The sequence below is a fragment of the Bradyrhizobium jicamae genome, assembly GCF_001440395.1.
GTDB lineage: Bacteria > Pseudomonadota > Alphaproteobacteria > Rhizobiales > Xanthobacteraceae > Bradyrhizobium > Bradyrhizobium jicamae.
On sequence record NZ_LLXZ01000202.1, the window covers coordinates 27,142 to 39,298 of the forward strand.

A 12,157-nucleotide genomic window follows, 5' to 3' on the forward strand; every position below is an offset into this window, starting at 1 on the left:
GATCCCGACAAGAAGGCGCGCAAGCCGCTCAACGACGGCGTGCTGACCTTCCCGTTCTTCACCATCGAGAACGTCGATCGCGTCGACGAGACGCATATCATCGTCGGCAACGACAACAATCTGCCGTTCTCCTCGAGCCGCGATCCCAACAAGGCCGACGACAACGAGTTCGTGCTGCTGGAAGTAGCGGAGTTCTTGAAGGCGAAGTGACGCCGTCACTCCCTCTCCCCGCAAAGAGTGGGGAGAGGGAGAAAGAACGCTGCACTGTCGCGTGCTACGGCAACACCGTCTCGCGCCGCCGGTCGAGCGCATTCGATCGCACCATCCACTCCGGCAGCGTCGCACCATCCCGGTGCCGCCCGCCGGCGCAGGCGGCCGCCCAGGCCGCGACCGCGCCTAGCAATATCGCGGTCGCGACCGAGAAGGCGAGGATGATGGTGCTGCGCCGCGACCTCGCGATGGCGGTTTTTGCGCTGACGATCACGCTATCGACGCGCCGCTCCGCATCCGGTGCGGAAAGTCCCGTCAGTGCGCCGACCTGCTGAATGAGATAGGTGCGGTCGTCCGTGCTCAGGCCGCTATGGCTGGAGGTGGTCAGCAGGATGCGGCCGGCTTCGGAGCGCTCGGCGCTGAGATCGGCATTGGGTGCGCGACGGCTGGCGCGGAACAGTCGATCCAGTTCATAGCTCAACAGCGGTTCAGCCGCGCTCGCCTGCGCAGAGCGCGTCCGGCTGATCGTGGCTGCGCCGATCAGGGTGGCGAGAATCGCCCCCATGACCACGGCAAGCGCCCAGGCGCCGAGGCCATGCGCGCCGTCGACATGCTCTGTCTCCTCCACCGTGGCGGCGACGGCCGGCTGACGGCTATGCCCGGCGATGTAGCCGCCAAGGCCAAAGCTGAGCACGGCCTGTATGATCAGATAGAGGCCCGACAGGATCGCCAGTGCTGCGGACGCATCGCGCCATGTTGGGGCGGTCGACGTGACGCCGAGGCCGATGGTGGCCCCGAATGTCAGCAGCACCGACGACAGCGCCGTTGCGGCGAACGCCCCCAGCACAATTGGCGACCACTGCAGGAAACGCGGCGCGATATCGCTGCGCATCCCAGGAGCAACGTTTTCCATCGACATCTCCACTGCGCTAGCGAAGGCCGAAGAACGACAGAATCGCCAGGATCACAACAATGAGGCCGACGAGATAGATAAGACCGTGCATGGTTTCCTCCGTATGCCCCGCCTCCATTTCTCAATCGACAATCTGCCGGGATTGGCAAAGTTCCTCACGCTGCCGGGAAAAAGCAGCAATCCACCACGTGAGATCGCGGCTCACGACCATGGGCTCCGTTCTTTTATGGGGTCGCTCAATCCCCATATCTGGTCCATGCGAACATTTCCGAGGACACCGGCATGACAGGGCAACTCGCCCTCTTTGCCGAAGAGCAGAGCTCGCCGGCAGGCCTGCAATACATCACCGACTTCATCGCGCCGGAGCTTGAGCGCGAGCTCATTGGCCGCGTCTCGGCCTTGCCGCTGCAGCCGTTTCAGTTTGGCGCCTTCGAGGGCAAGCGGCGAGTGGCGTCGTTCGGATTCCGCTACGATTATGCGCTGCAGCGGCTGCAGCCGGCCGAGCCGATCCCAGGCTGGCTTACGCCCCTAGTCGAAAAGGTCGAGACGCATGGCGGACGGTCGACCCGCATCGGCCAGGTTCTCTGCACCGAATATGACGTCGGCGTGGGGATCGGCTGGCACCGGGACAAGCCGCATTTCGACCGCATCTTCGGCCTGTCGCTGGGCGCCTCGTGCAAGTTCCGTTTCCGCCGGCCGGCTGGGGAAAAATGGCAGCGCTACACGCTCGAGGCAGCGCCGCGCTCACTCTACATGATGGCCGGCGAGTCCCGACGCGTATGGGAACACAGCATTCCGGCCGTCGAGGCGAAGCGCTATTCGATCACGTTCCGGACGATGGCCGATCGAAAGACCTGACGTCCCCGGCCTGATAAACTGTCGCCGATTCAGATCTGGCAGGAGCCGATGGCAAGACGTACCGGCAGCGCCGACCTACCCCTGCATGGCGGACGCGTTCCCGCCTGGCTCGGAATGCGCATGTCCTCGCTCGGCGCCATCATCACGCAAGGCATCGTTCATCATTACGGACGCGATGAATTCCTGCGGCGGCTGTCGCATCCGTTCTGGTTTCAGTCGTTCGGCGCCGTCATGGGAATGGACTGGCATTCGTCCGGCATCACCACCAGCGTGATCGGCGCCCTGAAGCGCGGGCTGAAGCCGCTGGAACGCGAGCTTGGCATCCACGTCTGCGGCGGCCGCGGACAACATTCGCGCAAGACGCCCGACGAGCTTCGCTTGCTCGGCGAACGCTTTGGCTTCGACGCGCCCCCATTGGTCAGGACCAGCCGTCTTGTGGCCAAGGTCGACAGCGCTGCCGTGCAGGACGGTTTCGATCTCTATCTTCATGGCTTCTTCGTTACCGACGACGGCAAATGGACCGTGGTGCAACAGGGCATGAACGGCGACAAGCGTCAGGCCCGGCGCTATCACTGGCACTCCGAACAACTCGAAAGTTTTGTCGACGAGCCACACAGCGCGATCGACGGCCCGGCGCAGGGCGAGATCGTCAACCTCACCGACCATCGTGCGGCGCGCTCGCGCGCGGCGCAGCTTGAATTGCTGGACGAGATGGGCCCGGACCGCATCGTCCATGAACTCGCCGCGATCGAGCGCAACGAGCCGGCGCAGGCCCTGCTGCCGCATCTCGTCATGCCCGCGCATCATGATGTCAGGCCGAGCGACGTCTTCAGCCGCCGCCTGCACGGCACGCTTGCCGCGGCCGCCGAGCGTGGGCCGGTCGATTTTCCGGAATTGCTGCTGACGCCGGGCGTCGGTCTGCGCACCGTGCGTTCACTGGCCATGGTCGCCGAAGTCGTCCATGGCGCGCCCTACCGCTTCAGCGATCCGGCGCGTTTCTCGCTGGCGCATGGCGGCAAAGACCGCCATCCCTATCCCGTCCCGATCAAGGTCTATGACGAAACCATCCGCGTGCTGAAGTCGGCGGTGCAGAATGCCAAACTCGGCCGTGACGAAGAGATGCAGGCCTTGAAGCGGCTCGACGACCAGTCACGCCGGCTCGAACGTTCAGCGCAGGGGCCGTCGCTCGACGCGTTCTTTGCGGGCGAACGCGCCGCTTCGCCGCAACTCGACGGCCGCTCGGTGTTCGGATGGGAAGCGGAGTTGAAGGGGACCAGGAGCAAGTGAACGCGGGCGCTTCCTCTCCCTCTCCCCGGTCTGAACACTCCAGGGGAGAGGGAGAGACGCCGCCGCCCTACCCCGCCGGCACCATCACGACGCCCTTGTCCTTGGGCCAGCGGATCCGCCAGGCGAAGTTGATGTCCTTCACCTCGCCTGCCTTGGCCTCAAAGGCCCATTCCAGCACGCCGCGCCGGTCGCGCGCATTGGTCGCGGATGGCGGCGTCGTGGAGGACAGCATCTCGACCTGGATCTCCTCGTTCTCGCTGACCGGCAACTGGTCCTCGATCGCGATCCGGATCGGGAAATCATGGCCGTTGCGCACCGTGGTCTTGAACGCGCGCTCGTCGGTCTTCGAGGTCGTCATGATCAGGCCGGCCGAACCCTCGTTGCGCTTGAGCACATTGCGCTCGATCTTGATCTTCTCATCGGCGCCGAAGCCGAGCCGCACGGTCTCGTCCTTGGCCGCAGCGGCCATCTGGCCGCGGCCGACGAAGATGCCGTCGCGGTAGATCGAGACCCGGCCTGGCAGCAATGGCGCGTCCTCGGCCTGCTTGAAGCTCGCTTCGAGGAACGCGGTCGGGTCCAGCACCGGCGCCGCGCGCACCGCCAGATCGGGCGCGATGGTCGCGCTGGAGACGCGCAGGCTTTTTGCGCCTTCGCTGGCGCCGAGGCTGACGCGCCCCGGAATCTTGAACACCACCTGGAAGCCGCTGACATCAGCCACAGCCTGTTGCTCGGCCGCCCTCTCCATCACGGGTTCCTCGTTCCTCGCCCCACCAGCGCGGAACTGCCTCATCCTGTCCATGGCCAGTGGCGCCGCAGAATCCGACGCGGACGCTGCCGCCATCGGACGCGGTACTTGCGGGTATTGCACGACCAGCGACTTCAGGTCGGGCGCGCTGCCGCCGCGGGCGGTGCGCACGGTGGAAACGGCGAGCGCGACATTCGACCAATCCTCGCCGGTCGATTGCGTGATTTCGGCACGACGCACCAGTTCGAGCGCGGGCTTGCGATCCCTGGCGCCGGTATCGAGCCGGGCATCATAGAGCGGCGTCCAGCGCGCATTGCGCACCGCATAGGTCACTCGCAGCGTCGCCTTGGTGGCGGTGGCGGCGGCGAGTTCGATCCGCACCTCCAGCTTGTTCGGCGGCTTCTGCGCCTTGTCCTGTTCGAGCCGCGCGATTTCGCGGTCGAGTTCGCGCTGCTTGCGCTGGGCGTCGCGAATCGCGGCGTCGGCGCTGGCGATTTCGTCGCCGACCGCGGCAAAGGCCGTACGCCATTCCGAAATCGGCCGCGCCTCGCCCTTCTCGCCGAGGCCGGCAGGCGACACATCCGCAAAGCGCTCGGCGAATTTGCGCCGAGCGGTCGCCGCATCGATCGAGCCTTGCAGATTTCCGCGCTCGTCCTTCAGCGCCTCGATGCGCCTGTCGAGTTCGGGCAGATTCACCGGCAGCGCCGCCCGCGGCGGTTTGGCGTCGATCGCACCGATCGTCAGTTTTGCGCCGGCCTCACCCTCCACCCGTAGCGAGGACGGATCCAGCGTCAGCGGGAAATCCTTCAGCACGGCGGAATTCTCGCCAGCCGGCAGGTCGACCGTAACCAGGCGCGTCACACTGGCGCCGTCGGGATAGACGGTCACCGCGTCGACCACCGAACTGGCGGCCACGTCAGCCGCATGGGCCTCGCCGGCGGCAAACGCCGCCAGCACGGCGACGCTCGCCGTCAAAAAACCGTTGGCTTTCAATCTCATGGATTCTCTCCTGAACCGTTCGCCCGATGGCGACGCGCAAACACATGCCCATCACCCCCGGTCATGAGACGCAGGGAGCGGGAAACCGGTTCGATTGAGATTTGAGGCTTCGATGTGGCTTCGCCGCGGCAGGACCGCGGCGAAGCAGAAGCACCCTTAGAGGAGAGAAAACTGACGCGTCCTAAAACACCAGCGCCTTGGCCTGCTTCACCTGCGGCAGCTTCTGCACCTTGGCAAGCACGTCGGCGGGCACCGGCCCGTCGATCTCGACCAGCGCAATGGCGTCGCCGCCCTGCTTGACGCGACCGAGATGGAAGGTGGCGATGTTGATCTTGGCGTCGCCGAGCAGGCTGGCGAAGCTGCCGATGAAGCCGGGCTTGTCCTCGTTGGTGACGTAGATCATCGATTTGCCGAACTCGGCGTCGACGCGGATGCCCTTGATGTCGACCAGCCGCGGCTTGCCGTCGTGATAGACTGTGCCGGACACCGAGCGTTCCTGCCGTTCGGTGGTGACGGTCACCGTGATCAGGCTTTCATAGTCGCTCTGCGCCGCGCGCACGATCTCGTCGACCACCATGCCGCGCTCCTTCGCGACGACGGGCGCGGAGACCACATTGACCTCGCCCAGCATCGGCCGCAGCAGACCCGACAGCACCGCCGAGGTGATCGCCTTGATCTTCATCTCGGCAACGTGACCCTCATAGGTAATCTCGGTCTTCAGGATGCCGCTCTCGGTAAGCTGGCCCGCGAACGAGCCGAGCTTCTCGGCGAGCTCGATGAACGGCTTCAGCTTCGGCGCTTCCTCCGCCGTGATCGAGGGGAAGTTCACCGCATTCGAGATCGCGCCGGTCAGGAGATAATCCGACATCTGCTCGGCGACCTGCAGCGCGACGTTCTCCTGCGCTTCCGTGGTGGAGGCGCCGAGATGCGGCGTGCAGATCACGTTGGGATGGCCGAACAGCACGTTCTTGGTGGCGGGCTCCTCGACGAACACGTCGAAGGCCGCGCCCGCGACATGCTTGGAATTCAGCGCGTCGAGCAGCGCCTGCTCGTCGACCAGGCCGCCACGGGCGCAGTTGATGATGCGCACGCCCTTCTTCATTTTCGCAATCGCCGCCGCGTCGATGATGTTCCGGGTCTTCTCGGTCAACGGCGTGTGCAACGTGATGAAGTCGGCGCGCTTGAGCAGTTCGTCGAGCTCGACCTTCTCGACGCCGATATCCTTGGCGCGCTCCGGCGACAGGAACGGATCGAACGCGACCACCTTCATGCGCAGGCCGAGCGCGCGGTCGGCGGCGATCGTGCCGATATTGCCGCAGCCGATCACGCCCAGCGTCTTGCCGGTGATCTCGACGCCCATGAAGCGGTTCTTCTCCCACTTGCCCGCCTGGGTCGAGGCGTCGGCCTGCGGAATTTCGCGCGCCAGCGCCAGCATCAGCGTGATCGCATGCTCGGCGGTCGTGATCGAATTGCCGAACGGCGTGTTCATCACGATGATGCCCTTGGCGGTGGCCGCAGGTATCTCGACATTATCGACGCCGATGCCGGCGCGGCCGATCACCTTCAGCCTGGTCGCCTTGTCGATGATCTTCGCGGTCGCCTTCGTCGCCGAGCGGATCGCAAGGCCGTCGTAATTGCCGATGATCTCGGCGAGCTTGTCCTTGTCCTTGCCGAGATTGGGCTGGAAGTCGACCTCGACGCCGCGGTCTTTGAAGATCTGAACGGCGGCGGGAGAGAGCGCGTCGGAAATGAGAACTTTGGGTTTGGCCATCTGGTTTCTGCCTGAAGTGTCCTGGAGAAGCCGCGCTTAGGCGGCGGTGACGGGAATTCCGGTACGCAGGGTGGAAGCGAGCGAACTACCCTCGAGCGGCACGGCGTCGAGTATTTTCCCTTCGAGAATGTCGCCTGTGAGCGCGCGGCCGATCGCATCCTGAACGTCCTGCCACGCACCCGTGTGATCGATGCCGAGCATCCAGCTTTGTTCGGCGTTGCCCGGCAGCATCGCCAGCATCAGCCAGGCGCCTCGCACCGTCTTTAGGACGCCGAGTTCGCGGGCCAGCGCGGCAATCAGGTCGATGGGGATCTCCCTGGGATGACCCAGCAGCACCTGCTCGGATTTCTCCGTGACGACGATGCGCGGGCCGGCGTCGAACTCGCCGGCCAGCAATCGCTTCACTTCGGCGGGCGTGAATTCCTTGCCGTAGTCCGAGCCCGGATTGAGCAGGAACGGCGCATCCGGATAGCGTTCAAACAGATCGCGCGTCCGGTCCGGCGCGACGATATGATCGCCGCTGAACCAGATGCGCGCCCGCGACGGCGAAGTGAAGAACGGGATCAGTCTTTCCTCGCCGCGCATGGCGTTCGGCAGCGCCAGTTTGGCGCCCTGCGGGATCGTGATCTGGCCGTCTGGCCCCGGAACGACCGGGCGGTCGGGCACCAGCACGACGAAAATCTGTGCATCCATCAACGCGCGCGCAAAGCCGGGCCGCTCGGCCGGCTCGGCCGATGCACGCATCAGCAAACGCTCGATATCGTTCTCGGGTTCGAACATGAAGTGGCCTGTGGAGATGTTGCCGTGCGGAGAAATCCGCACGGCCGAACTACACGTTGCCCTGACGTCAAGCTGCCTTGGGCAGCGCGGCCTTGGTCTCGGCGAAAGCCCAGTCGATCCACTGCGTCAGCAAAGCGACGTCGGAGGCTTCCACGGTAGCGCCGCACCAGATCCGCAGGCCCGCCGGCGCATCGCGGTAGTAGGCGAAGTCGTAACCGGCGGCTTCCTTTTCCACCAGCGCGACGAGCTTCTTCGAAAACTCCGCCTGCGCGTCCGCATTGAGCGAGGTGATCGCAGGATCTGTGAACTTCAGGCAGACCGAGGTGTTGGAGCGAATCGCGGGATCCTGCGCCAGGAAATCGATCCACGGCGTCTTCGCCTTCCAGTCCGACAGCACCTTTGTGTTGGCGTCGGCGCGCGCGATAAGGGCCTTGAGGCCGCCGAGCGATTTCGCCCAGTTCAGCGCATCGAGATAATCCTCGACGCACAGCATCGACGGCGTGTTGATGGTTTCGCCCTCGAAGATGCCCTGGTTGAGCCTGCCGCCCTTGGTGAGACGGAAAATCTTCGGCAGCGGCCAGGCCGGCTTGTAGGTCTCGAGCCGCTCCACCGCGCGTGGGCTCAGGATCAGCATGCCGTGCGCGGCCTCGCCGCCCAGCGCCTTCTGCCAGGAGAACGTCACCACATCGAGTTTCGCAAAATCGAGCGGCTGCGCGAAAGCGGCCGACGTCGCGTCGCAGATCGTGAGGCCTTCGCGATCAGCGCTGATCCAGTCCGCGTTCGGCACACGCACGCCTGACGTCGTGCCGTTCCAGGTGAAGACGACGTCGGAAGCCTGATCGACCTTGCTCAAGTCGGGAAGATCGCCATAGCCGGCATGCAGCTTGGTGACGTCCTTCAGCTTCAATTCCTTGACGATGTCGCTGACCCAACCCTCACCGAAAGATTCCCAGGCGATGGTGGTGACCGGGCGGGCGCCGAGCAGCGACCACAGCGCCATTTCGACCGCGCCGGTATCGGACGCCGGCACGATGCCGATCTTGTAATCGGCCGGCACTTCAAGCACTTCGCGCGTCAGTTCGATCGCGAGCTTGAGCTTGTTCTTGCCGATCTTCGCACGATGCGAGCGGCCGAGCGCTGCGTCCTTGAGATTTTGGGGGTTCCAGCCGGGGCGCTTGGCACAGGGGCCGGAGGAAAAATGCGGCACGTTCGGCCGCGAAGCGGGCTTCGCTACGGTCATGATCTATCCTTCCAGATAGTAAGCCTCCCGTTGGGGGGAGGTGTCCCGCCGCGGTGATTAGGGGAATCGGGCCCGATGGTCAAGGAACTTCGGGGTCTTCACGCGCGATTGATGTGCGCCCATCCGTGCCGGGAGCCGGCGCATGCTGCAAAAGTTCAGCGGCATCAGTGACCAGTTTGGCGGCCTCCCGCCTGCTCGAAACCTTCAAAATACTGGTCTCTCCGGCCTGCACGATGTACTCGCTTCCAGTCCGGACAATCGAATATTTTTTCATCGGAAATCCCCAAAGCTGCCCAAAGCCCCATGGGAGACGTCGGCATAGCGGAGACGTTCCAATCCGTAAAATCACGGACGCACGCGTAGTTTATCGGTTGTTAACTGGATCGCAGAGCGAGGACTACCTCAGGCATTCGTCGTGAATGCACTTCAACTGCAGAGTTGCCTGACCTTTGTTGACGCGTCTTCTTTGGACGAACCGGATTCCGCCTCGCTCGAAACGCCATGGCAATCAGAATCGCAGGGTCATGCCGACATGGCTGCGCGCGAAGCCCAACCGCTCGTAAAACCGCTGCGCATCGACGCGGGTGTGATGCGTCAATAGTTCGACCAGCTTGCATTCCCTCGCGCGTGCTTCCACCACCGCCCATTGCAGCATCTGCTCGCCGATGCCGCGGCTGCGGCAGTGGCTGGCGACGCGGACGTCCTCGATCAGGCCGCGCGAGGCGCCCTGCGAGCTCAACCCCGGCAGAATGCATAACTGCAGGCAACCGACCACGGCGCTCGCGCCATCCACGGCGACGACGAGGAGGATGTTCGGGTCGCGCTGCAGCTTTTCGAATGCCCTGAAATAGGATTGCGGCAGCGGGTTTTCGATCCGCTCGCGCGGCCCGCCGAGCGGATCATCCGCCAGCATGCCGACAATGACGCCGACGTCCTCGCGGCGCGCGGGGCGGATGGTGATCTCCGAGATGGCAGACATGGCAATTTCCAGTGAAGTCAGCGCGCCGACGGCAGCTTGAGGAATTCTTCGGTCTCGCCGATCCAGCGGCGCACCGCGGCGTAGCCGTCGAGATGAAAGCCGCCCTCATGCGCCACGCGTGTATAGGCCAGCAGTGATATGTCGGCGAGCGTGACGGCGTCGCCGACCAGAAACGGCGTGATGGCGAGCTGATGCTCCATCCGCGCCAGCGCCGCATAGCCGCGCTTGACCTTTTCGGGATCGAGATCGGAGGCCGGCTTCTTCAGATAGAACATCTGGAAGCGGCATACCGCGATATAGGGCTCGTGGCTGTACTGTTCCCAGAACAGCCATTCGTCCATCTTCCCTTGCGCGAAGGCGTCCGAGGGGATCAGGCTGGAGGTTCGAGCGAGGTAACGGATGATGGCGTTGGATTGAGCCAGCGTGCGGCCGCCGTCAAGTTCGACCGCAGGCACCTGCCCGGCGCCGTTGAGCTTGAGAAACTCCGCGGTCCGCGTCTCGCCCTTGAGCGTATCGACCGCGACCCAGGTGTAGGGTAGCGCGAGATGATCGCACACCCACTGCACCTTCAGGCAGTTTCCGGAATTGGTGTCGCCGTAGACCTTCATGCGCCGCCCCTGGTTGGAACGGCAGTGCAACAGGCGGCGGCAGTTCTGTCAACGGCGCCGGAGCGGCGGCGCCGTGACGCAATCAGAACTTGTAGCCGAGGCCGGCGCGGACCGTGTTGATGGTGGTATCGACGGTCGAGGTGAACCGGAGATATTCCCACTCGGCGCGAAGGAAGAGACCCGCATACAGCATCACGTCAACGCCGACACCGCCGGCGAAGCCGGTGACGAAGTGAGCGTTGGCGTTATCTGTCAGGCTACCACCTCCCGAGAGGTCGGGAAGTCCGCCCGCGCCGACATACCGATAGTAAGCGGAATAAGAGGCCCAGCGGTTGATATTCGCCCGCCCCATTGCAATGCCGGCAAATCCATAGGGCAGGAAGTTGTCGATCGCGTATCCGCCGCGCACCCGCAGCGAGCCGTAATCGGTGACCCTCATCGTTGCGGCCGAGGCGACGGTAGCGGTGGTCACGTAATCGGTCGGAAACTGAAACGAGCGGCCTTGCGAGCCCATGTTGGACCCAAAGAAATTGCCATGGGTATAGTTAAGCTCGATGGCGACGACGGCTTCGGTCCACTGCCAGTTATAGCCGATGAACCCGCCATAGCCGCTGTTCTGCATATGGGCCTTGCCGAGCAATGGCCACTTCGAGATATCGAACTCCGATTCGATATCGAGATTGTTCATGAGCTTGGCGAGCAGGTCCTGGCCGGAATTGGTGAAGTCCATGTCCGCCGCGCCGTGAGAAGCGTGTGCACCGACATAGCCGCCGCTCCAGTTGACGCTGCTCCTGCTCAGCCCCTCGGTGAAGCTGCCGCGAAGAAACGGAAGGTCCGGCATGTCGGCCGCCTGCGCGCCGCTCACCGCTCCACACATCACAGCCACCAGCAACAATCGACGCATCGCAACGCTCCATTCCGAAACTCTGAACTTGGCGCTGATCATCGCCTGTTAACCTTAACCAATCGTTGTTACGCCGTGCGATTGGCGCATTCTTGCCGGAAAGCAGTCGAAGATTTTTCACGCGGCGCTTCGTCATGCGCCAAAAGAAAACGGCGCGGGAGATGCCCCGCGCCGTCCGAAACCATTAACGAATGAGGATCGCGATTAACCTTTGCGGATCAGCGGCGGCGGTGCGTAGACAGCCGGGCTGGTCAGATCCCAGCGCACGCCGAGTTTCAGGTCGTGCGAGGTGATGTTCTTGAAGGTGGTCGGGTTGTAGATGGCGTTGGTGCCGTCGAAGGTACGCAGATCGCCGGTCAGGCCATCGCCCATGTCGAGATAGCGATAGGCAAGTTCGACGGTGAAGTTCGGCGTGACCTTGTAGGCGAGACCGGCATGCACGGCCCAGGCGAAATTCCACTTCGCGACGTTGTCGCCGAAGGCAAGACCCGGCGATGTGACGCCGCCAATATTGGTGATGCCCTGGTCGGTGAAGTTCGCAATCGAAACCCGCGCGCCGCCGACACCGGCGCCGATGAACGGGGTGACGCACCACCAGGTGCCGAGATCAACATAGGCGTTGGCGAGGACGACCCATTCCGACTTGGTGGCGTGATAGGTATCGGTACCGAAGCCGCCCGGGAAGGTGATGACGTCCTTGCCGTGGAATTGCGAATTGCCGCGATACTCACCGGGCACGTCAGCGCGGAACCAGTTGTTGACCTTGTAACCGACGCCGAGGCCAAAGATGCCGGCGGTGCCGAAGGGGTTCGTCTGCCTCGACGTAGTAACGGTGGCATCGAGCGCGTTGTTGAGACGATCGA

12 protein-coding genes and 1 pseudogene are annotated in these 12,157 nt (G+C 63.9%); 3 read left to right on the forward strand and 10 right to left on the reverse strand.

Going from position 1 to position 12,157, the window contains the following annotated elements; genetic code table 11:
- Positions 1 to 210: pseudogene (locus tag CQ12_RS46985) on the forward strand (esterase-like activity of phytase family protein); the annotation flags it as partial.
- Between the two features lie 64 nt (positions 211 to 274).
- On the opposite strand, the gene CQ12_RS34850 reads toward CQ12_RS46985, so the two are convergent.
- The gene (locus tag CQ12_RS34850) at positions 275 to 1,129 is read right to left on the reverse strand and encodes a hypothetical protein (RefSeq protein ID WP_057839800.1); all 855 of its coding nucleotides are present in this window, start codon (positions 1,127 to 1,129) and stop codon (positions 275 to 277) included.
- 276 nt (positions 1,130 to 1,405) lie between these two features.
- Between CQ12_RS34850 and CQ12_RS34855 the strand changes: the two genes are divergently transcribed.
- Positions 1,406 to 1,981 (forward strand): alpha-ketoglutarate-dependent dioxygenase AlkB, encoded by a 576-nt coding sequence (locus CQ12_RS34855; RefSeq protein WP_057839801.1) that lies wholly within the window; start codon positions 1,406 to 1,408, stop codon positions 1,979 to 1,981.
- A 48-nt stretch (positions 1,982 to 2,029) separates the two neighbouring features.
- Positions 2,030 to 3,268, forward strand: a complete 1,239-nt coding sequence (locus CQ12_RS34860) for a DUF763 domain-containing protein (protein ID WP_057839802.1) — start codon at positions 2,030 to 2,032, stop codon at positions 3,266 to 3,268.
- Positions 3,269 to 3,335: 67 nt separating this feature from the next.
- Here CQ12_RS34860 and CQ12_RS34865 read toward each other — a convergent pair whose 3' ends face one another.
- From CQ12_RS34865 to CQ12_RS34905, 9 genes are all read right to left on the reverse strand, one after another.
- Positions 3,336 to 5,012 (reverse strand): mucoidy inhibitor MuiA family protein, encoded by a 1,677-nt coding sequence (locus tag CQ12_RS34865; RefSeq protein WP_057839803.1) that lies wholly within the window; start codon positions 5,010 to 5,012, stop codon positions 3,336 to 3,338.
- 181 nt (positions 5,013 to 5,193) lie between these two features.
- Positions 5,194 to 6,783, reverse strand: coding sequence for a phosphoglycerate dehydrogenase (gene serA / locus CQ12_RS34870; protein WP_057839804.1), 1,590 nt, complete (start codon positions 6,781 to 6,783; stop codon positions 5,194 to 5,196).
- 36 nt (positions 6,784 to 6,819) lie between these two features.
- On the reverse strand, positions 6,820 to 7,563 hold the full coding sequence (locus CQ12_RS34875) for an enhanced serine sensitivity protein SseB C-terminal domain-containing protein (protein WP_057839805.1): 744 nt from the start codon (positions 7,561 to 7,563) through the stop codon (positions 6,820 to 6,822).
- 67 nt (positions 7,564 to 7,630) lie between these two features.
- Entirely contained in the window at positions 7,631 to 8,803 is a 1,173-nt protein-coding gene (locus CQ12_RS34880) for a phosphoserine transaminase (RefSeq protein WP_057839806.1), read from the reverse strand.
- 79 nt (positions 8,804 to 8,882) lie between these two features.
- Entirely contained in the window at positions 8,883 to 9,077 is a 195-nt protein-coding gene (locus CQ12_RS34885; protein WP_057839807.1) for a hypothetical protein, read from the reverse strand.
- Positions 9,078 to 9,311: 234 nt separating this feature from the next.
- Positions 9,312 to 9,782, reverse strand: coding sequence for a GNAT family N-acetyltransferase (locus CQ12_RS34890; protein WP_057839808.1), 471 nt, complete (start codon positions 9,780 to 9,782; stop codon positions 9,312 to 9,314).
- Positions 9,783 to 9,799: 17 nt separating this feature from the next.
- Entirely contained in the window at positions 9,800 to 10,390 is a 591-nt protein-coding gene (locus CQ12_RS34895; RefSeq protein WP_057839809.1) for a glutathione S-transferase family protein, read from the reverse strand.
- A gap of 82 nt (positions 10,391 to 10,472) precedes the next feature.
- Positions 10,473 to 11,294 (reverse strand): outer membrane protein, encoded by an 822-nt coding sequence (locus CQ12_RS34900; RefSeq protein ID WP_057839838.1) that lies wholly within the window; start codon positions 11,292 to 11,294, stop codon positions 10,473 to 10,475.
- A gap of 204 nt (positions 11,295 to 11,498) precedes the next feature.
- Positions 11,499 to 12,157, reverse strand: a 659-nt coding sequence (locus CQ12_RS34905; protein ID WP_245310293.1) for an outer membrane protein, incomplete at its 5' end; no start/stop codon positions are given.

Bases quoted from the DNA above. Each gene is read 5' to 3' on its own strand.
- CQ12_RS34860 (WP_057839802.1), top strand. From the start codon at position 2,030: ATGGCAAGACGTACCGGCAGCGCCGACCTACCCCTGCATGGCGGACGC.
- CQ12_RS34865 (WP_057839803.1), bottom strand. From the start codon at position 5,012: ATGAGATTGAAAGCCAACGGTTTTTTGACGGCGAGCGTCGCCGTGCTG.
- CQ12_RS34890 (WP_057839808.1), bottom strand. From the start codon at position 9,782: ATGTCTGCCATCTCGGAGATCACCATCCGCCCCGCGCGCCGCGAGGAC.
- CQ12_RS34875 (WP_057839805.1), bottom strand. From the start codon at position 7,563: ATGTTCGAACCCGAGAACGATATCGAGCGTTTGCTGATGCGTGCATCG.
- CQ12_RS34895 (WP_057839809.1), bottom strand. From the start codon at position 10,390: ATGAAGGTCTACGGCGACACCAATTCCGGAAACTGCCTGAAGGTGCAG.
- serA (WP_057839804.1), bottom strand. From the start codon at position 6,783: ATGGCCAAACCCAAAGTTCTCATTTCCGACGCGCTCTCTCCCGCCGCC.
- CQ12_RS34880 (WP_057839806.1), bottom strand. From the start codon at position 8,803: ATGACCGTAGCGAAGCCCGCTTCGCGGCCGAACGTGCCGCATTTTTCC.
- CQ12_RS34900 (WP_057839838.1), bottom strand. From the start codon at position 11,294: ATGCGTCGATTGTTGCTGGTGGCTGTGATGTGTGGAGCGGTGAGCGGC.
- CQ12_RS34855 (WP_057839801.1), top strand. From the start codon at position 1,406: ATGACAGGGCAACTCGCCCTCTTTGCCGAAGAGCAGAGCTCGCCGGCA.
- CQ12_RS34850 (WP_057839800.1), bottom strand. From the start codon at position 1,129: ATGTCGATGGAAAACGTTGCTCCTGGGATGCGCAGCGATATCGCGCCG.
- CQ12_RS34885 (WP_057839807.1), bottom strand. From the start codon at position 9,077: ATGAAAAAATATTCGATTGTCCGGACTGGAAGCGAGTACATCGTGCAG.